Consider the following 23451-nt stretch of genomic DNA (forward strand, 5'->3'; position numbering starts at 1 on the left):
TGCCGGATCAACCCGCGCTGTGCGCCCCTGCCGGCGGCATCTGGCCGGTCAGCTCGGCACGGATCGCGCGCAGCTTCGCCTTGATCTTCGCCTCGTTGGCAGGGCCGACACGCAACAGCAGCCTCTGCCCCGCCGACAACGATTCCAGCGCGGGATCGGCGTAGACATAGAACGCCTGCGGGTGCACCACCGCCGGCGGGCTGGTCGGCTCCGGCGCGGCCAGCAGGTTGTCGATCGCCACGACCAGGCGATCGTTGAAATAACCCTTCGGATAACCCAGTTGCTCGTACGCCTTCTGGAACAGCGGATAAGCGTGCACGTACCAGGCGACCAGCGCCTTCGGATCGGTGGCCTCAACGATCCGCATGTAGGGCGCATAGCGTCTCGCGTTGCCGGCACCGATCACCGTGCTTCCGTCCACCTCGTCGGTGACGAACGCGCCTTTCGGCGTGTGCACCGGCAGCATCATGGTGCCCAGGCTTCTACGCGGCAATGCGTCGATGGTCGCCACGATGCGCGCAATGACCTGCTGGCGCAGCAGCGACGACAAGTCGCTGTCGCCGGCCAAGGCGGCCAGCGCTGCCGCCACACTGGCGTCACTGGCGTCGAGCTCCGGCAACGGAGCGGTCGAGGCGGGCGCCGGCCCGCTGTTGGCCTGGGTGATCGGATGCTGGATGGGGGCCGGCGCGGTGCTCGCGACGGCCGGCGGCGGTGGCGCGGACAACACGGGCGCCTGCCTGCCCTTGCCCAGGAAATACAGCCCCGCCACGACGATGCCCAACAGCACCACCAGTCCCGCGATCCAGCTTCCCACCGACGATTGCTTTCTCATCAAGGCTCCCTTTTTTCGCTTCACCAGCAACCTTGGACTGGCATGCGCGTCATTTGTTCACCACCGCCCATCCTGCCCGTTACCGCCGATCACGCCTTCAGGCGATAGCCGCTGCGGAAGATCCACCACACCGCCACCAGGCAAGCCACCAGGAACACCAGGGTCATCCCCAGGCTGACGCCCACGCCGACATCGGAGACGCCGTAAAAGCTCCAGCGGAATCCGCTGATCAGGTACACCACCGGATTGAACAGGGTGACCTTCTGCCAGAACGGCGGCAGCATGTGGATCGAATAGAAACTGCCGCCGAGGAAGGTCAGCGGCGTCACCACCAGCAGCGGCACCAGTTGCAGCTTCTCGAAGTTGTCGGCCCAGATGCCGATGATGAAACCGAACAGGCTGAAGGTGATCGCCGTGAGTATCAGGAACGCCAGCATCCACAGCGGATGCTCGATCTGGAACGACACGAACAGCCGCGCGGTGACCAGGATGATCAGGCCCAGGATGATCGACTTGCTCGCGGCGGCGCCCACATAGCCGGCCACGATCTCCAACGCGGACACCGGCGCCGACAGGATCTCGTAGATCGTGCCCACGAACTTCGGGAAGTAGATGCCGAACGAGGCGTTCGAGATGCTCTGCGTCAGCAACGACAGCATGATCAGCCCCGGCACGATGAACGCGCCGTAGCTGACGCCGTCGATCCCGTTCATGTGCGAACCGATCGCCGCGCCGAACACCACGAAGTACAGCGAAGTGGAGATCACCGGCGAGACGATGCTCTGCAGCAACGTGCGCCAGGTGCGCGCCATTTCGAACAGGTAGATCGCACGGATGGCATAGATGTTCATGCGCGCTCCCTCACCAGGTTGACGAAGATATCCTCCAGCGAACTCTGGCTGGTCTTGAGATCCTTGAAGTCGATGCCGGCCTCGCCGAGTCGTCGCAACAGCACGTCGATGCCGGTGTGCTCGCCTTGCGCGTCGAACGTGTAGACCAGTTGGTTGCCATCGGCCGACAGTTCCAGCGGATAGCCGGACAGCGCTGCAGGAATGCTTTCCAGCGGCCCCTGCAACTGCAGCGTCAACTTTTTGCGGCCGAGCTTGTTCATCAGCTCGGCCTTTTCCTCGACCAGGATCAGTTCGCCCTTGTTGATCACCCCGATGCGATCGGCCATCTCTTCGGCCTCGTCGATGTAGTGGGTGGTCAGGATGATGGTGACGCCGGTGGCGCGCAGCGCGCGCACCATCGCCCACATGTCGCGGCGAAGCTCGACGTCGACGCCGGCGGTGGGCTCGTCCAGGAACAGGATCTGCGGTTCGTGCGAGAGCGCCTTGGCGATCATCACGCGCCGCTTCATGCCGCCGGACAGGGTCATCAGCTTGCTGTCCTTCTTGCCCCACAGCGAGAGGTCCTTCAGCACCTTCTCGATATGCGCCGGGTTGGCGCTCCTGCCGAACAGGCCGCGGCTGAAGCTGACCGTGTTCCACACCGTCTCGAAGGCGTCGGTGGTCAGCTCCTGCGGCACCAGGCCGATCTTGGCGCGCGCGGCGCGGTAGTCGCGAACCACGTCGTGGCCATCGGCGATCACGCTGCCTTCGCTGGGATTGACGATGCCGCAGATGATGCTGATCAGGGTGGTCTTGCCCGCCCCGTTGGGGCCGAGCAAGGCGAAGATTTCGCCGTGGCGGATGTCCAGGTCAATCCGCTTCAGCGCCTGGAATCCGGAGGCGTAGGTCTTGCCGAGTTGTCGGACGGAAATGATCGGCTGCACGCGATCTCCTTCGCTGGGGGTGATCCGGGGAACCGCGATGGTATGCCCGGACCAGCTTCGCGACCACCCCGTCGCGACCGGTACTTGCTGGTCGTCCGCTCGAAGCGGCACTCGCATGTGGCCGGTCCCGGTGGGCCGTGGCTATCCGACGCCCAAGTCGCTGGTATGCGGCCATCGCCGCTGGGAGGGATCGTTCGGGCGCAGTGCGCGCCGGAGATATTCAACTCGGACGTGCCGGGAGCGGCTGGGCCGAGGATAGTTGTCTGCTGTTTGTCACCGCCGTCGTGCCGTTTCTCGGCGGCTGGCGCATGACCACGATTCAACGGTTTTATGGCAAGGCGACCATCCTGGTGTGCAGCAAGCGGATGGGGATCCCCGTGACCGGACTCGCGCCTTCCCGGAGGATTGACTGAACCGGCATGCCGATGGCCGCATTCGCCCCGACCACGATCGTGTCGCTGCCGGGGCGGTCGGCGATCACTGCGCAGGCAACTCCTGTTCCGATGCGCCGATCAATGTTTGTTCTTGCGGAGGTCGTCAGCGGCCTTGCCGACTTCCTTCTGCACCTTGCCGGCATTTTTCTCCAGATTGCCGGCTGCCTCCTTGGCATGGTTCCCGGTGACCTTGCCGGCACCTTCCTTCAGTGCACCCTTGACCTCGTGTTTGGTACCTTCTACGCGATTCTTGTCCACGCACCATCTCCGCTATGCGCCTGCAACATTGCAGACAGGAACCCTTATAGGGATGTGCAAGTAGGCTGTGCGTGACCGTGATGTTGGAAGGACGTTGACTGATCGGCATCGTTCATCAAGCGCGACAGCGCCGTCACGACGCGCTCGTTCATCGCCCACCGACACGGCACTGCCATACTGCTCGCGTCGATCGCTTCCGTGATTCTCCCGCCAAGGAAACGCGCATGCTCCACGCCATGCTCATGACCCTCGTGATGGCTGTCTCCACGCCCATCGGACTGCCGACGCTGCCCAACGAGCCCGTGCCTGAGCTCGATCTCGCCAGCTATGCCGGCCAGTGGCACGAGATCGCGCACCTGCCCATGTTCTTCGAGCGCAAATGCCTGCAGGCCGTCACCGCCCGCTATACGCCCATGCCGGACGGAACCATCCATGTCCGCAATGCCTGCCAGACCCGTGATGGCAGGCAGACCGTCGACGGTGTCGCAAAAATCATGGATGGCCAACCTGCTGTGTTCAAGGTGCGTTTCGCACCCGCCTGGCTCGGCTGGTTGCCGCGGGCATGGGCTCCCTACTGGGTGATCGAAGTGGGCCCCGATTACCAATGGGCCGTAGTCGGCAGCCCCAGCCGCAAGTACCTGTGGATACTGGCGCGCCGCCCCGACATGCGGCGTGCGCTGTTCGAAAATATCAAGGACCGCGCCCGTCGACGCGGCTACGCGGTGGAAGACCTGATGATCATGGCGCCGCTGGATTGACCGCGTCGCGTGGCCGCGCCGACCAGGCCGCCGTCGCCCATTCGAACCGGGGCCGCCACGCCGGGCACGCCGCTCACGTCACCGCGACGTGCGACACCCGAGTCTGACGACGCGCCACTGCGCGATCGAAACCCGTGGAACCGGCATGGACCTGAAAAGCGGTTATCCGTTCTGGGCAATCAAGAACGGCCTGATGTATGTCTTTCCGCAACTGCGACAGGATCGGCACTGCGACGTGGCGGTGATCGGTGGCGGCATCAGCGGCGCGCTGATCGCCAACGAACTGGCCGAACACGGCCACGATGTCGTCGTGGTCGAGCAGCGCGACATCGGCTGGGGCAGTTCCGCCGCCAGTACCGCGTTGCTGCAGTACGAGATCGATACCCACATGACCGAGCTGGCCGCGCGCTTCGGCGAGGCCGATGCGGTGCTGGCGTACCGCGCCTGCGCCGATGCCATAGGACTGCTGCAGGCGCTCGCCGGCGAGGTGCGCGACGTCGATTTCGCGTGCATGCGCAGCCTGTACTACGCCAGCCGGCGCCGCGATGTCGAGGTGCTGCGGGCCGAGTTTGCGCTGCGCCGGAAGCACGGCCTCGACGTCAGCTGGGTCGGGGCCGCAGGCCTGCACGCGGACTACGGCATCGACGCGCCCGGCGCGATCCTCAGCCAGCTCGCCGCCCGCATCGATCCCTACCGCATGGCATGGCGCCTGTTCGAGCGACTGGAAAAGCGCGGCAGCGGCGTATTCGACCGCACCTGCATCGAGCGCATCACCGCGGGGACGCGCGGGGTCACCCTGCACACCGGTGACGGTGTGCGTTTGCGCGCGGGACACGCGGTATTCGCCGCCGGCTACGCCAGCCAGCATTGGCTGGAGCAACGCGTGGCCAGCAACCGCAGCAGCTACGCCTTCATCACCGATCCGCTCGATCCGGCCCGCCTGCGCGGGCTGACCGATACGATGGCGTGGGAATCGGCGCGACCATATCTCTACCTGCGCAGCACCGGCGACGGCCGCCTGCTGGTCGGCGGCGAGGACGATGCCATCGACATTCCGTCGCGGCGCGACGCACGAGTGGACAGCAAGGCACGCCGACTGGTCCGCAAGGTCGCCCGGGCCATCCCGGGCTTGGCGCTTGAACCCGCCTTCGCCTGGGCCGGCACGTTTGCCGAGACCGACGATGGCCTGCCGTTCTTCGGCCCACATCCGCAATACGGCCCGCGCGTGCAGTTCGCCATGGCCTATGGCGGCAACGGCATCACCTACAGCATGTTGGGGGCCGGCCTGCTGCGCGCACTGATCGAACGACGCCGGCACCCGCTGGCGAAACTTTTTTCGTTTGAACGACAGGACCGCTGACGGTGCCGCTGGCGCGAGCCACCAACCGGTCGCCTCAATCCACCGGAAAAATCTCGCCAGGCGCCAGCCCGAGGCCCAGGCCGACCATCAACCGCAGACGCGCCTTCAGCGGCTGCAGGTTGCCCACCGGAAGCAGGCCCGCGGCGATCAGGTCGCTCTCGGCGCCAATGCCGCGGTAGGTCGATGTCAGCACCGGCCCGGCCGTGCACCGGCTGGCCAGCACCACCGGCATGCGCCGCGCCAGTTCGACCAGCACCGTCGCTGCGGCAGGCGGCACGTGGCCACCGCCCATGCCGGCGATCACCAGTCCATCGGCGTAACTGCCGGCCGCCTCGGCGAGCCGGCCATCGTCGCCGCTGCCCATGACCAGCAATTCGACCCGGTGCGGCAGCGCGGACGGTCGCCCCAACGGTCCGCCCCACGACGGCCCCCACAATCGCACCCGCCCTTCGCTGACGATGCCGACCGGGCCGAAGCCCGGGCTGGCAAACGCCGCCGGTCGGGTCGAATGCACTTTGCCGACCCAGCGGGCCGCGTGGATCTCGTCGCCCATCACCACCAAGGGCCCCAGCGCGGCGGCTTCGGCACAGGTTGCCACCGCGATCGCCGCCGCGATATTTGCCGGGCCGTCCGACCCTGGCACGACGTTCGGGCGCATGGCCCCGGTGAGCACCACCGGTACCGTTGCCGCGCACGTCAAGGCGAACAGGTAGGCCGTCTCTTCCAGGCTGTCGGTACCCTGCGCAATCACCACGCCGTCGATACCTGGCGCCGTCGCCGCCAGCGACTCGACCATCACCACCAGCCCCAGCACATCGGCCGGCGACATCGCCCGGCTCGGCATCGAAAGCGCGTCGATCGCGACCACCTCGACCTCTGGCGTCAGCGTCGCCCGCTGCAGCAACTCAGCCGCACCACCGGACGGACTGAACCGGCCCGTCGCATCGGCGTGGCCGGCGATCGTGCCGCCGCAGGCAATGAAAGCCACTCGCATGTCTGTTCCACCTCATAGGGACCGGCCCGTGCGATGCGATCGCCTCGCCGGCGCAGGAAGAGCAACAGGTAACCCGATCAACTCTCCTTGTCAAAACCGGCCTGGTCAAAGCCGGCGCGGGCAGGCGCACATTCGCCAATCCCGACGTCAGAACAAAAGCAGCAACAACGGCACGACGAAACCGCCAGCCAGCACCATGCCGAACAATCGGGGCCGGCGGCTGTAGCGCCAGGCCATGTACAAGCCGCTCAACGTCGAGATCGCCAGGCCCAACGCCACCAAGGCGAAGAACACCTTCATCGGCAGCAGGTTTTTCCCTGGCGGCATGAGCTTGTCCGACGGCTGGGCGGCCGGGCGGACCGGCGTTGCGTCGACCACCGGGTTCGTCTGCACCGTCGATGCCGCCACTTCGGCGGGCCGCGACCGGCGCACCGGCTTCAGCGTGGTCTGCTTCTTGTGCAATTGCGCGGCGCTGGCCAGCCATGCCGGCGGCACGTAGCTGCTGCCGCGGGTGGTCTCGTGGAGGCTGAAGGTCTGCAGCCCGCCGGTAATGGCGAAGAACAGCAAGGCCGGTGCGGTGAATACACCAAGATAGAGATGGATCGTGCGGCTGAGTTTCAGAAAGCGATGGCCCAGGGACATGAAGAACGCTGCGCAAGGAAAGAATCGCGGACTCTACCGGAGCGACACTAAAACGCCAATGATAAGCAATCTCATCAATTCCCGCCCATGCCGGCCCCGGCCACGCGCGGATCGGAGCTTTGGGCTATGTTGCATTTACCCAAGCGCGATCATCGCCGGCACGATCGCGCCTTACCGCCCCCTGCTCCCGCAAGCCAGCACGTGATGGAATTCAACAACAACACTCTCGCCAACGTCATGGATCTTTTGCTCGACGCGATCTGCATGGTTGACGTTGAAGGGCGTTACGTTTACGTCAGTGCCGCGTTCGAACGCATCTTCGGCTACGCGCCGGCGGAAGTCATCGGTCGCCCGATGATCGAACTGGTCCACCCCGACGACCGGGCAAGGACACTGCAGGCCGCCGACCAGATCATGGGCGGGCAACCCAAGCCGCACTTCCAGAACCGTTATGTGCGCAAGGACGGTCAAGTCATTCACATCATGTGGTCGGCGCGCTGGTCCGAGACCGATCGTTTACGGGTCGCGGTCGGGCGCGACATCACCGAACTCAAGCGAGCCGAGTCGATGCGCGCCGCCCTGCATGCCATTTCTGAAGCGGCGCACCTGGCTGAAGACCTGCTCGCCTTGTTTCGACGCATCCACCAGATCGTGGGCGAGCTGCTGCCGGCACGCAATTTTTTCGTCGCCCTGTACGACAGCAAGAAGGACGAGTTGAGCTTTCCCTATTTCGTCGATGAGTATGACCAGACGCCCATGCCCCAAAAGCTGGACTCGGGCACGCTCAGTGGCGAGGTCATCCGCAGCGGCGAAGCACTGCTGCTGACGCGCGCCAGCGACGAATCGCCGCCCGCAGGGGCCGGTCCGATCATCGGCATGGACTCGCTGGACTGGCTCGGCGTACCGCTCGGCTCGCCCAGGGGGACCATCGGTGCGCTGGTGGTGCAGAGCTATTCCAGCGGTGTGCGCTATACCGAAAAGGACAAGGTCTTGCTGGAGTTCGTCTCCATCCAGGTCGCCGCGGCGATCGAGCGCAAGCAGACTGAAACCTGGCTGCAGTACGTCGCCCGTCACGACCAGCTGACCGACCTGCCCAACCGCGAACTGTTCCATGACCGCTTGCGCACCTCGATGGCCAGGGCGCGGCGGGAGCAGGCGCGGCTGGCCGTGCTGTACATCGACCTGGACAAATTCAAGGAGGTCAACGACAGCTTCGGCCACGACACGGGCGACCGGCTGCTTTGCGAAGTCGCTCGTCGCATCAACGAGTGCGTGCGCGAATCGGATACGGTGGCCCGCATCGGCGGCGACGAATTCGTGGTTCTGCTCAACAGCATCGATTTGCCGGAACATGCGTCGGCGGTAGCCGAAAAGATCCGCCAGTCACTCGAGCAACCGTTCGACCTGGCCGGTCGTCAGCTGAATGTCTCCTCGAGCATCGGCATCGCGATCCATCCCGAGCATGGCGAAGAGGCTCGGCAACTGATGCGGCATGCCGACGACGCGATGTACGCGGCCAAGCGACAAGGCGGCAACAAGGTGATGCCAACCGTCCTGCAGGAGCTGCACGACGACACCCTCGCTTCCTGAGCGGCGCAACCTGCGCGGTCGCCCTGAGGGGAATATGGGCCGCATCCAGCCGTGTTTCATCGGCCCGGCAGGACATCGCGCAAGGTTTTCCCCGCATGTCTTCACGCGGCCGACATCAGCATGGTGCTAAATGTCCAGCACCCTTGCGGAGACTGTTCATGAATGCCCACCAGGTTCTCGCCACCGTTGCGGTGAACGATTTCGCCGCTTCCAGCGCCTGGTACGCCCGTCTGTTCGGACGCGCGCCCGACTACCGCCCGAATGCGTGCTGCGCGGAATGGCAGATCGCCAAGCGCACGAAGATCCAGGTGTTGCCGAGAAATGCCGCGGCAGCGACCACGGCGCACGCAGACTCCGCATCGGTCGGCATCATCGTGGACAATCTCGACGAAGTGTTGCTCGGCCTGCACGGCCGCCAGATCGACGCCACCCCGCAAGCCGCGACCCACTTCGTTCGCTTCGCCCCGGTGAGCGACCCGGACGGCAACATGGTGACCTTCGTCGAGTCGGTTGCCGGTTGAAGTCGCACGCGCGGGCGACTACCCGTCGGTCGGCGCATCCGATTCCCGTTGCCATTCTTCCATCTCCGTGAAGTAGTCGGGCACTTCCGGCCGGGCCGGCATCTGCAACGGCCAGCGGCCGATGACTTCGTGGGTGGACTGGCCGAAGAAGCTGCGGATCAGCACGAATTCGCTGACCGGCCAGCGCACCGGCGGGATGGACTCCTGGATCGCGCCGACCGTATGGCCGTACAGCACGGTGACATGCGGCAGGAAGCTGGATACGCCCGGCACGTACAACCCGAAACGGAGCTGCTCGACGGCAATCGCCCTGCGCAACTTCATTGCCGCGTCGGTGGTGGCAGCGTCGCCGCACAGCACGAACGGAAACCGGCCGTCCGTGGCACTGAAGCGCATCGCCGAATCCAGCGATGCCTCGAAAGCTTCGGCGCGAACTTCGGCGGCAGCAGCCAGCAATGCCGCTTCCACGGGCTGCTGCAGCCGCTCCGGCTTGCCCATCGGGGCCAGCGTCAGATGAAAGCGTTCGGGCCCTATCGGCGAGCCGCTGATCCGATGGGCCTTGCGAAACCGTTCGCCGACTCTGGCGATGCCTGCCCGCGCCTCGTCATCCGGCAACGCGGCAAAAAAATAGTTGATGCCTTCGGTGAGCTTGCGGTGGGTCGGCAGGGTCGGAATGGTCTGGCCTCCGGTGGCGATCGCTGTGGCGGCGACTCCTCGTCATGGGGGAGATAGTACCTTCCCCGCCTGCCAAGCGCGCGGTCAGCGCCACCGCCGGATCCCCGATGGCGCCCCCACTTGCCGGACACATCGAACCGGACACGAGCTAGTGACCGGCCGGCCCGACGATCGTGCTGCTGCCGTAGTGCTTTTCAAGTCGTTCGTTGCGGATGAAATCGCGCATCATCGCGAAATAGCCATCCGGATTGCGGGTGGACACGCGCTCGCCATCGGCCTTCGTCTCGTACTCGTAAATGCCATGATCGGCATGCGGAAACATCGCCAGCGTGATCGGCTTGCCTTGCGCGATGAGCCCGCGCAGACGCCGTGCGGTCTCGGCACTGGGTGCGTCGGTGTCGTCCTCGCCGAGTATCCACAACTGCGGGGTATCGAGATTGCGCAACACCGGCATGGGGTCGTAATCCGCCGGCACGCCAGCCAGCAGGGCCGGGCCCTTCTCGCGCAGCGTGGCCGTGGGCGTGCCGAGCAGGAAGAAGCTGAAGTCGCCGTGCACGTGCTTGAACCACGCTTCGCCGGCGTATTTCTTGCGCACCGCGGCGAGTTGGTCGTAACCTTCGCGAAAACCGCTGCGCATGACCGCCGCCGTGGCATCGGCGACCTGCATTGCCTTGGCCATCACGTCGGGGCCGTAGCCACGGCGCGTCATGTCCAGCGCGATCGCCTCGCGATCCTCGTCCAGCGGCGAGACCGCCAGCCCGAAGCCGACGATGACGAAATCCACCGGCTCGATCTTCGCGGCGAGCGGCGCGACCCAGCCGCCCTGGCTGCCAGCCTGGTAGCCGATCCTGCCGGCGCGATCGCCGGCCAGCCGTTTCGCCTCGCGCATCGCGGCGATCGCGTCGTCGGCAAGCAGCAGGTAACTCTGCGAATACAAGCCGCCGGACGCGCCCGTGCCGCGCTTGTCGTAGACAAAAACACCGATGCCCTCGGTGGGCAGCTGTCTTTGCAGCGTGTAGAACTCACGCGCCGAAAAATGTTCCGAGCCATGCACCAGCACGACGATCGGCACCCGTGAATCGCCCTTGGGCAACACCAGGCGACCGGCCAGACGCACGCCCGCCCCCTGGAACGTGGTTTCTGTCACGTCGAGCGCGATACGTCGGCCGGGCACGCCGTCGAAGGTGATCTGCCCCGCCCTGCAATCGGAGAACGACACGCGCTTGCCGTCGGGCCGGCCGGTCCAGCCCAGCGTGCTGGTCCAGCTTCCGTCGGCGGTCTGGCTGAGCGCGCCGGTGGTGCCGTCCTTGCGGCGCCAACGCAGGTGATCGCCATCGGTCAACCCGATATCGACATCGCCACCGCCGCGCAATTGATAGATGCCGATGTGGCAGTCGCCGCGACGATCGGGCGCCTGCGCGGCGGCGGGACCGGCATGGACAAGCCACAGCATACCCAGCGCCGCGAAGGCAGCGGCACGCAAGGTATCGATGGGGGACTTCGGCACCATGTTGTTCATTGGGGGCTCTCCAGAGGCGCAATAGCGCTCGGGTGTCGACAATACGTAACTGTTTACGTAAAATCAAACGATGTTGGCCACGACCGACGGTCACCTCACTCGAAAGGCGATATCTCCCATGGACGATTTCATCCGGCAACAGGGTCCGGCCTTCCTCGCGCACCTGCTCAGGCGGCTCTCCGACGAACTCGTTCGTGGCGCCAGCGAGTGGTATCCCGAGGTCGGGGTGACCGCACCGCCGCGCACCACTTCCACCTTGCTGGCCTTGGCCGAGCACGGCCCGCTCGGGGTGACCGAGATCGCCGCATTGCTGCGGCAATCGCACCCGCTGGTGATCAGCTGGATCCGGCAGTTGAAGGCCGATGGCTTCATCAAGTCGCGTGCCGATGCGCGTGACGGCCGGCGCACGGTGATCGCACTCAGCGCCAAGGGCATCGACGAGGTCGCGCGCCTGCGCAAGGCACTGAAGCTGATGGGCGAGGCTTCGGGGCAACTGATGGACGATGCGGCGCCGGGCCTGTTCGCCGCCCTCTGGCGGATGGAGCAGGCCTGTCGCGACACGCCTTTCGCACGGCAATTGCGCGAACGCGACAACCGTCCCGGCGCAGACGCCGGGAAAGCCCCGCGTGCTACTTCTTCCGGTAGACAACCCCGTTCTTGATCACGAACGCGATCTTCGTGGTGTTGTGGATGTCACGCGCAGGATCGGCAGTGAGCACGACCAGGTCGGCGCGCTTCCCGGCGCTGATCGTGCCACGCTGATCGCCCTGCCCCAGCGCCGCAGCGCCGACCTGGGTGGCGGCGTGGATCGCCTCGATCGGGCTGAAGCCGGCATGCTCGACCAGCAGCGCCATTTCCTCATGCACCCCAGGCAACGCGGACAGGTCCGGACCTTTCGCGTTCGACGGCAGGCCGGCCGAATCCGTGCCGACATCGATACGCACGCCCTGCTGATGCGCCAGCCGGGTGACCGCGTAACTCCAGCGCATGATGCCCGCGCCGACCTTCTCCGGATGGTGCTGCGCCTCTTCCTCGAAAGCCAGCAGGGTGGCGTCGAGTATCGTGTCGTGCTGCTTCATCGCCTTGAACAACGCAAGGATCGACGGTGCATCCGGGGCGACGTGCGTGAAGTCGCCCTTGGCGCGCACGCGGTAATCGTCGGGCACCTGCGCTGCCGCCTCCCAGACCAGGTAGGGGCTGTGCGAAATGGTATCGACGCCGGCGTTCACCGCATCGCTGGGCCGGGCCGGGAAAATCGTGGCGTGGGTCCACACCCGCAGGCCCTGTCGATGCGCCTCGGCCGTGATCGCGGCGACCAGCTTCGCCGGCAGGTTCGCGTACAGCTTGAGGCCGGTCGCGCCGGTGCCCTTCGCTTCGGCGACGGCGAGCGGAATGTCGGTGTCCGCGGTGATCGCCTGCATCCATGGCGCGTGGCCATGCGGCATGCCGGCGGCGGCTTCCTGCGCGCGCATGTCCTGGGCGAAGAAGGTCGGCCCCGCCATCAACGCCACGTAGAAGATGTCCGGCGACGCCATCGTGTCCGAATTCGCCTGCCACGCGAGATAGCCTAGCAGCCGATCGTCGCCGGCCATGTCGCGGATGGAGGTGACGCCGCCGAGCAACAGCGCGCGCAGCAGCGGCCGATAGTGCGCCAGGTCGGTTTCGGCACCGGTGAGGTGCACGTGCGCGTCGATCAGGCCCGGGATCACGTAGCGCCCACGCAAGTCGTCCACCTTCGCGCCCTTCGGCGTCGGCTGGCTGTCGTCCGGATAAACCGCCTCGATGCGGCCGTCGCGTATGGCGATGCTCATGCCGCTGCGCGGCGGCGCGCCGGTACCGTCGATCACGGTCGCATGGGTCAACAGCAGCGAGGGCGCAGCGGCCAGCAGCGGCGACGCCCATAGCGCCAGTCCCAGCCACAGGAGGCGTTTCGTCAGTTTTACGGCAGGCATTTGCATCGGGTCTTCGCTTCCCTTGGTGCGTGAGCGCCGAGCATGCCACAGCGCCGCCGCATGCCAACATTCTGCGGCTGTTGCCTTGGTGGGTACATGCGAATGGACGATGATGGGCCATTCCCGAGGAGCAAACCATGAACATTTCCATCGTCCACGCCAGCAGCGGCACCGTGCCCTATACGGTGACCCTGCGCGATGATTCCGGCCACACCTGGCTGGCCGATGAGCCCGTCGAAGCCGGGGGCGCCGACATCGGTCCGTCGCCACATCATCTGCTGCTTTCGGCGCTGGGCGCGTGCACCGCGATCACCCTTCAGATGTATGCAGCGCGCAAGCAGTGGCCGCTGAGCGCGATCGCAGTCGAACTGCGCTTCAATTCCGCAGGCACGCCAGCCAACGGCAACGACATTGCGCGGGCGATTGCCTTGCAAGGGGACCTGACCGACGAGCAGCGCGAACGCCTGCTGCAGATCGCAAACGCATGTCCGATCCACAAGGTGCTCACCGGCGAGGTACGCATCGCCACGACGCTGCAAGCCAATCCGTAACGGCGCGCTCCGATCAGCGCAGCTGGCTGTCCTTGCTGCCGCGGCGGTTGTACAGGCCGGCACCGCGGTGTTCCTCGTCTTGCGCTTCCTGGCAGGTCACGCACAGGCGCACGCCCGGCACGGCCTTGCGCCGCGCGGGTGGAATCGGTGCATCGCACTCCTCGCATCGGGTCAGGCCCGGACCCTTGCGCAATTGCTGGCGGGCGCGCTGCACCGCGTCGTCGACGGTGGCGTCGATCTGGTCCTGCACTGCGCCGTCGCCTGCCCAACCGGTCGCCATGGCAACCTCCCGAGAATCAACTCGTCTGGAACGTCATGGAAAAGCATAATGTGGCGGGCATGAAATCTTCGTGCCCCAATCGTTCAGCCGGTGGCACGGCGATGCGGCAGCTTCCAGCCCGGCCGTACGAAGTGACAGGTATAACCGTCCGGATAACGCTCCAGATAGTCCTGATGTTCCGGCTCGGCTTCCCAGAAGTCACCGACGGGCGCCACTTCGGTCACCACCTTGCCCGGCCACAGGCCCGACGCATCCACGTCCGCAATAGTGTCCTCGGCGATCCGCTTCTGCTCCGGCGAGGTGTAGTAGATCGCCGAACGATAGGAGGCGCCACGATCGTTGCCCTGGCGATTCGGCGTGGACGGATCATGGATCTGGAAGAAGAACTCCAGCAGATCCCGGTAGCTCAGCATCGACGGGTCGAAAATAATCTCGATCCCTTCGGCGTGGCTGCCATGGTGGCGATAGGTCGCCTGCGGGACGTCGCTGCCGGTATAGCCCACGCGGGTAGACAGCACGCCCGGATATCGGCGCAGCAAATCCTGCACGCCCCAGAAACAGCCTCCGGCGAGTACGGCGCGCTCGTTGGTAGCGGTCATCAGTCTGTCCTCCGGTTTCGAAACGGGGCCGATCCCGACGCTGGCGAAACATCCGGCAACGCGGCAAAGCCGAATTGCCGCCACGGTGCGCTGCGCGGATCGCTTTCCGACTGAGTGAGACAGTCGGTGCTGCCGCCATTATCTGGCGGCGGCACGAGTGCTTTTCAACGCTGCCCGCTGCCGTCAACGCGACAACTGCTGCGCCCGCCGCCCCTTCCATGCGTACGCCACCGCCAGCAGCACGAACCAGACCGGACTGGCCAGCAGGGCCGCGCGCGTATCGGACTGCAGGGTGAGCAGCACCAGCACGAACACGAAAAACGCCAAACAGGCCCAGCACATGAACACGCCGCCGGGCATCTTGTAGATGGATGCCTCGTGCAATTGCGGGCGCTTGCGCCGATAAGCCATGTAGGCGAACAGGATCAGCGACCAGACGAACATGAAGAGCACCGCGGACAACGTGGTGACCAGGGTGAACGCCGTGATCAGGTCGGGGATCAGGTAGATCAGGGCCGCGCCGAGCAGCAGGCAGAAGCAGGAAAACAGCAGGCCCAGCGACGGCACCGCCGCCCGGGACAACCGGGCGAACATCTTCGGCGCGTGGTCCTCCTCGGCCAGGCCGTACAGCATGCGGCTGGTCGAGAAGATGCCGCTGTTGGCAGACGAGGTCGCCGAGGTAAGCACGACGAAATTGATCAGGCTGGCGGCGGCCGGGATGCCGGCCAGCACGAACAGTTCCACGAACGGGCTCTTGCCCGGCTCGACCATGCGCCACGGCGTCACCACCATGATCGCCAGCAGGGCCAGCACATAGAAGATGATGATGCGCACCGGGATCGAGTTGATCGCCTTGGGCAGGTTGCGCCTCGGATCGGCCGTCTCCGCGGCCGTGGTGCCGACCAGCTCGATGCCGACGAAGGCGAACACTGCGATCTGGAACCCCGCGAAAAATCCACCCACTCCCTTCGGGAACACGCCGCCGTCGTTCCACAGGTTGGACAACGACGCCAGATGCCCGCTCGGCGAGCGAAAGCCCCAGAGGACGAGGGCGAAGCCGGTCACGATCAGCGCGCAGATCGCGATGATCTTGATCAGCGCGAACCAGAACTCCATCTCGCCGAACAGCCGCACCGTGGCCAGGTTCAGCGTCAGCAGCAGAAGTACGCACAGCACCGCGGGTATCCACGGCGCCAGCCCGGGAAACCAGTACTGCGCATAGGCCGCGATCGCGATCACGTCGGCAATCGCGGTGATGATCCAGCAGAACCAGTAGGTCCATCCGCAGAAAAAGCCGGCCCACGGACCGAGCAGATCGGTGGAGAAGTCGATGAAGGACTTGTACTCGAGGTTGGACAGCAACAGTTCGCCCATCGCCCGCATCACGAAGAACAGCATCACGCCGATGATCAGGTAGACCAGCACGATCGATGGACCGGCCAGGCTGATCGTCTTGCCCGAACCCATGAACAGGCCGGTGCCGATGGCACCGCCGATGGCGATCAGTTGCAGGTGGCGATTGGACAGGCTGCGCCTGAGGTGATCGGGATGCTCCAGCGATGCAGTCATGGTGCGCGCCTTTGACGTTCGGAATGCGCCAACATACAGAAAACCGGGAGCCGGGTGCAGGCCCTGTCGATCGAAACCGCAAGAATCGGCCCGGATTGCCTGCGTCACGCACGAAACCCGGTCGCCCGTTCACCCCGCCACGGCTGCAAGGCAAGGTGGGCTCATGTCCGGCGCCATCCTGCCGATGCAGGACATGGCGCATGGCTTGCGCGTGTCCGCAATGGACGGCCATTCAATTGCAACGATCAGGGCACGTGGTTAAGGTGGCCGTGGCCGGCGGCCGTGCGCTGTCCTGCCGAACGATCGAACAAGCTACAGGGGAAAACGATGACGCGACACTTGACGATACTGATACTGCTCGTGATTTCCACGACGTGTTTTGGCCATGGATCGGCGAATGGACAGAGCCCCGACGGAAGTGCAGCTTCGGCAACGGGGATAGCGGTCGGCGACATCTCGAAAATGACACCGGAGCAGCAGGCTCAATTCCGATGCGAGCAGACCCGTGAACAGATCCAGAGGCAGCTCGACAGCAAGGACAACAGCCCCTCGGCCGCCGCGAACCTGAAATCGTTGCGCAACAACGAACGAACCATCTGCGTCCCGCCGCTGGTGGAACAACCGGCGTCCGCGGCTGCCTTGCAACCCAGATACCCCATGCAAGCCATGCGTGCACGCCATCAAGGCGTGGTGATCGTGCTGGTGGAACTTGCCGCTGACGGCGCGGTGACGAGCGACAGCGTCTACCAGTCCAGCGGCTTCCGCGAACTGGACCAGGCAGCGCTGGAAGCCGTGCGCAAATGGCACTTCGATGCTGCCGTCGGCCGCTCGATCAGGGTACCGGTGAACTTCAGCCTCGGCGGTTGAGGCAGGTGCGGCCGGGTCGACGCACCCGGCGGCAGGTTATTTCCCGTTGCCGCGCAAGGCCTTCAGATCGGCCAATGCCTGCTCGGCCTTCATCCGCTCCTTTTCCGAAAGGGCCTGGATCGCTTCGTCGTCGGCGAGCACCGCCTGGCCGAGCAGGTCGAACTGCTTGCGCCTGACATCCAGGTAGCGGAGCAGAATGCGCTGTAGTCCGTAGCTGCTGTTGGCGCCGCGACCGCATCGATATCGTCGCGACCGTGCGCGTCCTGCTGTTCCATCAACATTCCCTTTTTGAACCCGGCGATGCCGGGTCATCGCCTGTACAACGTCCGCGGATGCTGACGGCACGCAGATTTGCCAACAACCTGATCGGTGCATCGAATTTGCGGGTTGCGCATGTCATGCCGCGGTCCGATCGAAAACCCGTCTGCAAGAGCCATATGAAAATTGCCCATGCGCGTGGCACATGACTTCCTGCGCATATCCGGGCGCACCGCAGGTACCAGACTGATCGCCCCACCCGCGAAAACCCGTCCATGAAAATCCCTACCCTTCCGTTCACCCTCACCAACTGGAACGACATGTCGCCTACCCGGCATCCCGGCACCTCCGGGGAGGCGTCGTGGCGCTCATTCCATGTCGGTGACCTGCGCGTACGCGTAGTCGAATACAGTCCTGGTTACCTGGCCGACCACTGGTGCGATCGCGGTCATGTGCTCTACGTGCTGGAAGGCGAACTGCATACCGAACTGCAGGACGGCCGCCGCTTCGTGCTGACGCAAGGCATCGGCTACCAGGTCTCCGACTTCGGCGACGCGGCGCATCGCTCATCGACCCCAACCGGCGTCAAGCTGTTCATCGTCGACTGAACCCGACGGCTCCCTCCTTGCCAGCGTGCCATGCAGTAACGTCACGATTTGTGGAGAGTGCGAATTGTCCGCCACACTGATCGCCGCCCCGGGGGGAAACACGACATGCGGAATATATTGCTGGCTGCTGCACTGCTGATGGCATCGTTTTGGGTACAGGCATCGATCACGCCGCCATCGCCAACGCCGCCCACGATGGCGGGTCAACTGGATGCAACGCGCGACGAGATAGCCGCTGGCTATGAAGCGTGGCGAAACAAGGACCCGACCGCCGCGTCGATAGCGCTCGAAAAGGCGATTTATTCGGATGGATTCACAAGGCTCACCCGACAGCAGCAATTCGGTACGCTGGTGCTGGCCGGCACGATTGCCCAGGACAGCGAGCGGTATGACGTGGCGCATGCGTTGCTGCTGCGGGCGAGCGAATACGGCGAGGCCGACAGCGACCTCTGGCAACGCCGGCTGGAGACGGCCTATCGCACAAAGGACTATGTCGACAGCGCCCACAGCGTGGCAACCATCGCCCGGCGCTGGCCGGAAACGCTGGGCAAGATCAACTATGCGGCGATTTACAGCCTCGACCGCAAGCTCGAAGGCGACAAGAGCCTGGTGCACTCGCAGCAGGACATGCTGCAATCCCTGTTCGACGCGAAGTGGTCTACCCCCGAAGGGGAACCCTGCAACCTGTGGCGCGACCTGACCGCCATGCTGCTGGCCGAACACAAGTTGCATGCGGCCTCCGTCGTGGCGGCACGCATCGACTCGGCCGAGGTTGCGCTGACCATGCGCATCGACAAACGCTACGACCGCCTCGTGCGGAAGGATCCGCGCGCGTTCGACATCGATCGCGTGGCCGCCGATGAAATCGCGCTGTACAAGGCCAGGGTCAAGGCCGCGCCGGACCAGCTCGTGTTGCTGTCTGCCCTGGAGGGTCTGTTGCTCGACAGCCGGCAATTCGAGCAGGTACTGGCGGTCAGCGACGCCGTGGTGGCGAAGGCCGAGGCCGGCCAGGGCGCAGCGAGCTACAAGGACTTCAACGAGAAATACATCTGGATCCTCGACCAGCGGGCGCGGGCACTGGTACGGCTGGGGCGCTGGGACGAGGCCATCGAGCAATGGGCGCGGGCAACCCGCCGCCCCGAATACGGCGAAATGAACACCAGCCAGACCGTGAACCTTGCCGAGTTCTACGCCGAGATCGGCAAGGCCAGGCAGGCACGGGAAATGGTTGCGGAGCTGGACGACCCGAGCTCCGTCGGCAGCATGCAGATCATGATGGTGAGGTTGCTGGCGGCGCTCCAGCAGGATGACAAGGCCGCCGTCGCCAAGCTCCTGGCCTCAATGCGCGCGCACCGCGCAGACGACATCGCCACGTGGGAAAACGCCCTGCTGGCAACGAACGACCTGGAAGCCGCCGGCGACCTGCTGGTAGAGCGCCTGCAGAACGAACGCTGGCGCAGCGTCGCGCTCACCGACATGCAGGATTACGCCGAGGTGCGGATGACCCCGATCGAGGCTCGCCGCCTGAAGCGCTGGCACACCGTCCTGGCACAGCCGAAAGTACGCAAGGCGCTGGCCAGGGTCGGCCGGATCGAACACTTCAATCTCGAAGCGCCCCAGAAATAGCGGCAACGCACCCGCTGTGCGTGCTCGCACCCACGATGCATCGCCACGGGGAGCCTCGAATAACCCGGCATTTTGTAAGAGCGCACCCTGTGCGCGATGCTGTTTCGTCACGCCACGGAAAGCATTGCGCACAGGGTGCGCTCCTACAGATGATCCGACGGGATTTCTCGAAAATCCCTACGACGGCTGCCACGCGTGATCCGGGTAATAGCGCTGCATCATGCGCGCGACGTAGGCGACCAGGTTCGGACGGGCCTCGACGGCCCCGCGCAGCGGCGTGTCGAACAGCGGGGCGAGCACGCTGGCAAGTACGCCGAAGGCGGTGGCGTCGACACCGCTGGGTGATTCGCCCATCAGGTACGGCTTGTCGCCGAGCAGTTGCGCCAGCGCGTCGATCGAGCGTTCGCCCAGCTCCGCGATCCGTTCGGGCGCATGTCTGCCGATTCCCTGCGCATGCAGATCGCTGGCCTTGCGCGCCTGCATGTCATGGCGCAGTTGCGCCCGATCGGCTTCGGGCGCGCTGTCGGCGAAGTGTGCCGGCCCCCTGGCGAAATTGTCCGGATCGATCCAGCGGAACCAGACCATCGCGAAATACAGGTGATCTTCGAGCAGGCGCTCGATCGCCCAGGCTTGCGCGCGCTGCCGCGAGTCCAGGCCCGCGTCCAGGTCCACCGCATATTTCCGCTCGACATGCGCGCGGATGAAGGTGGAATCGCTGACCGCTTCACCATGGTCGTCGATGTAAGGCAGCTTGCCGTTCGGTGCCTGCGGCGGAATCGCGGAAACCCGCTCGTAAGACAGACCGGCCATCTTCAGCTGCACTTCGGTCTTGATCACGAACGGGCTGGTATCGGGCATGCCGAAACCGGCGCGGGTGGCGTACAGGGTAAGGCTCGATGACGACATGGCGGTCTCGCGGGCGGGAGGTACGCACAGCCTGGCCCAGGGCTGCTGCCAGCATCGTGTCAGCAGGGATGTCGATTTCCGCCGATGCCATTCGTCGCCAGGGAAACATTCCCCTTCTTCACTGGCCGAGGTGCCCTCCGATGAGCCTCAAGCTCTATGCCCACCCCTTCTCCTCCTATTGCCAAAAGGTGCTGGTCGCTCTGTACGAAAACGACACGCCATTCGAGTGGTGCCTGCTTTCGCCGCATCACCCGCAGGCGCTGCAGGACTGGGCCAGGCTATGGCCATTGCAGCGCATGCCGGTGCTGGTCGACGCCGGCCGCACGGTGGTCGAATCGACCATCATCATCGAGCATCTCGGCCTGCACCATCCCGGATCGGTGTCGCTGTTGCCGACTGACGCCCGCTCCGCGCTCGAAGTGCGCAGCATGGATCGCTTCTTCGACAACTACATCTCCACGCCGCAGCAGAAGATCGTGTTCGACAGCCTGCGTCCGGAGGCGGAGCGCGATGCCCGCGGCGTCGCCGATGCCCGCGCCATGCTCGACACCGCCTACGGCTGGCTGGACCAGGCCATGTCCGGCCGCGAATGGGCTGCTGGCGAAACCTTCAGCCTCGCCGATTGCGCGGCCGCGCCGTTCCTTTTCTACGCCGACTGGACGCACCGGATCGACCCGTCGTTCGCGAATGTGATCGCCTATCGACAGCGCTTGCTGGCACGCCCTTCATTCGCGCGAGCGGTTGACGAGGCGCGCCCGTACCGCCCGCTGTTCCCGCTCGGCGCGCCCGACCGCGACTGAACCTTCCCAACGGAGACCTACCATGAGCCACACCCCCGACCTCGTCCCCGCCGCCGAACTGGCCAGGCGCAACGGCATGCGCATCCCGAACGAAAGCGACGACTACCGTCGTGCACGCGAAGCGCTGCTGGTCGAGGAAATCGAATTGCGCCGGCACATCGAGCGCGTCGCCGAGCAGCGCCGCGCACTGCCGCCCGGCGGCGCGGTGACTGGCGATTACCGCTTCGAAGGCGAACACGGCCCGCTCGATTTCGCCGGCCTGTTCGGCGACAAGCCGACCCTGGTCGTCTACAGCTACATGTTCGGCCCGCAGCGCCAGCGCCCCTGCCCGATGTGCACCTCGTTGCTGAGCGCATGGAACGGCGAGGCGCGCGACGTCGAGCAGCGCGTGGCGCTGGCCGTGGTCGCGCGCTCGCCGATCGAACGCCTGCTCGCGTTCAAGCGCGAACGCGGCTGGCGTGACCTGAAACTGTATTCGGACATCAACGGCAACTACAGCCGCGACTACTTCGCCGTCGACGCCGATGGCGGCGACGGCGACCAGGCCGCCATCCACGTGTTCACCCGCCGCGACGGCACGATCCGCCACTTCTGGAGCGGCGAGATGGGCTTCGAGACCGCCGACCCCGGCCAGGACCCACGCGGCGCACCCGACCTGATGCCGCTATGGACCATCCTCGACATGACCCCCGAAGGCCGCGGCAGCGACTGGTACCCGAAGCTCGACTACCCGGGGTGAGGCGTGGGCCTGTGTGCCGGCTGATCCCCGGGCACCGGACAGCGCTACGCGGTACGCGCGTCCGCGCGTCCGCTTGGATGAACTGCTAGGCCGCAGCCCTATAAGCCCGGAGCCGCAGGCCTAGCCACTGAACAAACCCAAGGCTCATAAGACACAAGAAGAGCGACCCAGAGGAAAAAATACGCAGACCTACCGCGGGGCCCAAATCTACACCAGAAGGGTAGTAGAACGCGCCACCAACGAACACCGCCAAAAAGTAGAGCAGCGAGACAACACAGGCCAACCAATAGGCGCGCGGTAGCGACACACGGACTGGCGGAAAATCTTTGACGCTCCAGACCACCCAGTGGTGGTAAGCGACGAGAATGAAGCCAGCAAAAAGAATGGCCATGGTGATCAATGCCATGGGCATAAGAACGACCTGGGAATGTGACCGTAGCGGTAGCCAGCTATAGACGGCGACTGCAACGTCGGCCACCGCCATGAGCAGGCATACTCGAGCCAAAGGGATGAGCGACTTAAAGAATGGCGTGAAATTCGATAAAGCTTTCATGCGGCCGGGGTTGACGGGAAGTCTCTTACGGAGATGTTAGCCCGACGCTACAGGTTGAAGAAGTACACGGGCGCGAGCGCTGCAATGACCGCTATTGCTTGAAGTGCCAGGACCGGCAGCGAAAAGCGCGGAGCGCGCGGAAGCCACTTGATTGCGAAGAACGCCACGAGCGGAACTTGCCCGGCGATGAGAAGCTGAAAGATGTGCGCGGCAGCACCCTCATCGGCTTGCCGGGCAGCACCAGCCACAGCGACGTGACCAAGCACCAAGACCAATGCTGCGACTGACATGGCCAACGGAAGAAACGCGCTCGGCCGTTTAAGCACAGTTGGAAGAGTCATTTCACACGTCCATGGACAGGTTAAAGGCCTAAAGCGGGAGTTGAGCAGCGCGCGGCTTTTCGCGCGCCTGCTTGGACGATTGGGCCGGGAACATCGCCCGGCTGACGCCCCAAAATGTACTACCAGAATGCTTGCGGTCGACCAAGTAATGAACACCACATTTTCGGGCTCTACCTGGCGTTGGGTCTCACCCTTGAAAATTTCACGCAAAGTGCATCGTCGGCTGGGTGGCTGATTGCTGCATGGCAGTTGCGCGAGAGGCAGGCTTGATCGGATGCGGCCCTTGGGGATCAGGCATGAATCGAAGCAGGGGCAGCATCTGATCCCGTTTGCGCCCGGTGCCGGCGTTGCATCCGGGGATGCAACGCTGACTTTGCAATGCGACGTCATCGAACGTGGCACCCACCCATGACGCTACCGGTTGGAGCGCGTCGCGCATGTCGTG

The 23451-nt window shown here is 64.9% G+C and carries 27 protein-coding genes; 11 read left to right on the plus strand and 16 right to left on the minus strand.

The window, feature by feature from the left end; all coding sequences use genetic code 11:
• Window positions 1-7: 7 nt before the first annotated feature.
• The 4 genes from CIW53_RS04645 to CIW53_RS04660 form a co-directional block, all read right to left on the minus strand.
• Window positions 8-832: a DUF3014 domain-containing protein gene (locus CIW53_RS04645; protein WP_149363545.1), complete on the minus strand. Its 825-nt coding sequence runs from the start codon at window positions 830-832 to the stop codon at window positions 8-10.
• A gap of 89 nt (window positions 833-921) precedes the next feature.
• The gene (locus tag CIW53_RS04650; protein WP_149363546.1) at window positions 922-1683 is read right to left on the minus strand and encodes an ABC transporter permease; all 762 of its coding nucleotides are present in this window, start codon (window positions 1681-1683) and stop codon (window positions 922-924) included.
• The gene (locus tag CIW53_RS04655; RefSeq protein ID WP_149363547.1) at window positions 1680-2606 is read right to left on the minus strand and encodes an ABC transporter ATP-binding protein; all 927 of its coding nucleotides are present in this window, start codon (window positions 2604-2606) and stop codon (window positions 1680-1682) included. Before CIW53_RS04655 ends, CIW53_RS04650 begins: the two co-directional genes overlap by 4 nt.
• A 512-nt stretch (window positions 2607-3118) precedes the next feature.
• Entirely contained in the window at window positions 3119-3298 is a 180-nt protein-coding gene (locus tag CIW53_RS04660) for a CsbD family protein (RefSeq protein WP_149363548.1), read from the minus strand.
• A 224-nt stretch (window positions 3299-3522) separates the two neighbouring features.
• Here CIW53_RS04660 and CIW53_RS04665 point away from each other — a divergent pair, with 224 nt between their 5' ends.
• Entirely contained in the window at window positions 3523-4056 is a 534-nt protein-coding gene (locus CIW53_RS04665; protein WP_149363549.1) for a lipocalin family protein, read from the plus strand.
• Between the two features lie 145 nt (window positions 4057-4201).
• A complete protein-coding gene (locus tag CIW53_RS04670; protein ID WP_149363550.1) occupies window positions 4202-5416 on the plus strand; it encodes an FAD-binding oxidoreductase in 1215 nt (404 codons plus the stop codon).
• A 34-nt stretch (window positions 5417-5450) separates the two neighbouring features.
• On the opposite strand, the gene CIW53_RS04675 is transcribed toward CIW53_RS04670, so the two are convergent.
• Entirely contained in the window at window positions 5451-6410 is a 960-nt protein-coding gene (locus CIW53_RS04675) for an asparaginase (RefSeq protein WP_149363551.1), read from the minus strand.
• 147 nt (window positions 6411-6557) lie between these two features.
• Window positions 6558-7052 carry a PepSY domain-containing protein gene (locus CIW53_RS04680; RefSeq protein WP_149363552.1) on the minus strand — a complete coding sequence of 165 codons (495 nt, stop codon included), beginning with the start codon at window positions 7050-7052 and terminating at the stop codon, window positions 6558-6560.
• A gap of 204 nt (window positions 7053-7256) precedes the next feature.
• On the opposite strand from CIW53_RS04680, the gene CIW53_RS04685 reads away from it, so the two are divergent.
• Window positions 7257-8642 carry a GGDEF domain-containing protein gene (locus CIW53_RS04685; protein WP_149363553.1) on the plus strand — a complete coding sequence of 462 codons (1386 nt, stop codon included), beginning with the start codon at window positions 7257-7259 and terminating at the stop codon, window positions 8640-8642.
• A 158-nt stretch (window positions 8643-8800) separates the two neighbouring features.
• Window positions 8801-9163: a VOC family protein gene (locus CIW53_RS04690; protein ID WP_149363554.1), complete on the plus strand. Its 363-nt coding sequence runs from the start codon at window positions 8801-8803 to the stop codon at window positions 9161-9163.
• 18 nt (window positions 9164-9181) lie between these two features.
• Here the strand turns inward: CIW53_RS04690 and CIW53_RS04695 are convergent, their stop codons facing one another.
• Window positions 9182-9778 (minus strand): 2'-5' RNA ligase family protein, encoded by a 597-nt coding sequence (locus CIW53_RS04695; protein ID WP_277949621.1) that lies wholly within the window; start codon window positions 9776-9778, stop codon window positions 9182-9184.
• Window positions 9779-9986: 208 nt separating this feature from the next.
• Window positions 9987-11357 (minus strand): alpha/beta hydrolase, encoded by a 1371-nt coding sequence (locus tag CIW53_RS04700; protein ID WP_197736620.1) that lies wholly within the window; start codon window positions 11355-11357, stop codon window positions 9987-9989.
• A 118-nt stretch (window positions 11358-11475) separates the two neighbouring features.
• On the opposite strand from CIW53_RS04700, the gene CIW53_RS04705 reads away from it, so the two are divergent.
• Entirely contained in the window at window positions 11476-12018 is a 543-nt protein-coding gene (locus CIW53_RS04705; RefSeq protein ID WP_172969584.1) for a MarR family winged helix-turn-helix transcriptional regulator, read from the plus strand.
• Here CIW53_RS04705 and CIW53_RS04710 read toward each other — a convergent pair.
• Window positions 11987-13309, minus strand: coding sequence for an amidohydrolase family protein (locus tag CIW53_RS04710; RefSeq protein ID WP_172969585.1), 1323 nt, complete (start codon window positions 13307-13309; stop codon window positions 11987-11989). The two genes, CIW53_RS04705 and CIW53_RS04710, sit on opposite strands and share 32 nt — an antisense overlap.
• Before the next feature lie 137 nt (window positions 13310-13446).
• Here CIW53_RS04710 and CIW53_RS04715 point away from each other — a divergent pair, with 137 nt between their 5' ends.
• On the plus strand, window positions 13447-13860 hold the full coding sequence (locus CIW53_RS04715; RefSeq protein ID WP_149363557.1) for an OsmC family protein: 414 nt from the start codon (window positions 13447-13449) through the stop codon (window positions 13858-13860).
• 13 nt (window positions 13861-13873) lie between these two features.
• Here CIW53_RS04715 and CIW53_RS04720 read toward each other — a convergent pair whose 3' ends face one another.
• The 3 genes from CIW53_RS04720 to cycA all read right to left on the minus strand — a co-directional run bounded on the left by CIW53_RS04720 (window position 13874) and on the right by cycA (window position 16308).
• Complete coding sequence (locus CIW53_RS04720) at window positions 13874-14140, minus strand: DksA/TraR family C4-type zinc finger protein (protein ID WP_149363558.1); 267 nt, start codon at window positions 14138-14140, stop codon at window positions 13874-13876.
• 83 nt (window positions 14141-14223) lie between these two features.
• Window positions 14224-14739 (minus strand): peptide-methionine (S)-S-oxide reductase MsrA, encoded by a 516-nt coding sequence (gene msrA, locus CIW53_RS04725; RefSeq protein WP_149363559.1) that lies wholly within the window; start codon window positions 14737-14739, stop codon window positions 14224-14226.
• Window positions 14740-14922: 183 nt separating this feature from the next.
• A complete protein-coding gene (gene cycA, locus CIW53_RS04730) occupies window positions 14923-16308 on the minus strand; it encodes a D-serine/D-alanine/glycine transporter (protein WP_149363560.1) in 1386 nt (461 codons plus the stop codon).
• Window positions 16309-16362: 54 nt separating this feature from the next.
• Here cycA and CIW53_RS17815 point away from each other — a divergent pair, with 54 nt between their 5' ends.
• Window positions 16363-17175: an energy transducer TonB gene (locus CIW53_RS17815; RefSeq protein ID WP_207105462.1), complete on the plus strand. Its 813-nt coding sequence runs from the start codon at window positions 16363-16365 to the stop codon at window positions 17173-17175.
• Between the two features lie 36 nt (window positions 17176-17211).
• Here CIW53_RS17815 and CIW53_RS04740 read toward each other — a convergent pair whose 3' ends face one another.
• Window positions 17212-17487, minus strand: coding sequence for a hypothetical protein (locus tag CIW53_RS04740; protein ID WP_149363562.1), 276 nt, complete (start codon window positions 17485-17487; stop codon window positions 17212-17214).
• 221 nt (window positions 17488-17708) lie between these two features.
• Here CIW53_RS04740 and CIW53_RS04745 point away from each other — a divergent pair, with 221 nt between their 5' ends.
• Window positions 17709-18041: a DHCW motif cupin fold protein gene (locus CIW53_RS04745; protein ID WP_149363563.1), complete on the plus strand. Its 333-nt coding sequence runs from the start codon at window positions 17709-17711 to the stop codon at window positions 18039-18041.
• Between the two features lie 105 nt (window positions 18042-18146).
• On the plus strand, window positions 18147-19667 hold the full coding sequence (locus CIW53_RS04750) for a hypothetical protein (RefSeq protein ID WP_149363564.1): 1521 nt from the start codon (window positions 18147-18149) through the stop codon (window positions 19665-19667).
• Between the two features lie 177 nt (window positions 19668-19844).
• On the opposite strand, the gene CIW53_RS04755 is transcribed toward CIW53_RS04750, so the two are convergent.
• Window positions 19845-20573: a glutathione S-transferase family protein gene (locus CIW53_RS04755; protein WP_149363565.1), complete on the minus strand. Its 729-nt coding sequence runs from the start codon at window positions 20571-20573 to the stop codon at window positions 19845-19847.
• A gap of 140 nt (window positions 20574-20713) precedes the next feature.
• Here CIW53_RS04755 and CIW53_RS04760 point away from each other — a divergent pair, with 140 nt between their 5' ends.
• Both CIW53_RS04760 and CIW53_RS04765 read left to right on the plus strand, forming a co-directional pair.
• Window positions 20714-21373 (plus strand): glutathione S-transferase family protein, encoded by a 660-nt coding sequence (locus CIW53_RS04760; protein ID WP_149363566.1) that lies wholly within the window; start codon window positions 20714-20716, stop codon window positions 21371-21373.
• Between the two features lie 22 nt (window positions 21374-21395).
• On the plus strand, window positions 21396-22112 hold the full coding sequence (locus CIW53_RS04765) for a DUF899 family protein (protein ID WP_149363567.1): 717 nt from the start codon (window positions 21396-21398) through the stop codon (window positions 22110-22112).
• A gap of 85 nt (window positions 22113-22197) precedes the next feature.
• Here the strand turns inward: CIW53_RS04765 and CIW53_RS04770 are convergent, their stop codons facing one another.
• Together CIW53_RS04770 and CIW53_RS04775 are read right to left on the minus strand one after the other, a co-directional pair.
• Complete coding sequence (locus CIW53_RS04770) at window positions 22198-22518, minus strand: hypothetical protein (RefSeq protein WP_149363568.1); 321 nt, start codon at window positions 22516-22518, stop codon at window positions 22198-22200.
• A 194-nt stretch (window positions 22519-22712) separates the two neighbouring features.
• Window positions 22713-23006, minus strand: a complete 294-nt coding sequence (locus CIW53_RS04775; protein WP_149363569.1) for a hypothetical protein — start codon at window positions 23004-23006, stop codon at window positions 22713-22715.
• Between the last annotated feature and the right edge of the window lie 445 nt (window positions 23007-23451).

This window comes from Rhodanobacter sp. T12-5, assembly GCF_008329435.1.
Classification (GTDB): domain Bacteria; phylum Pseudomonadota; class Gammaproteobacteria; order Xanthomonadales; family Rhodanobacteraceae; genus Rhodanobacter.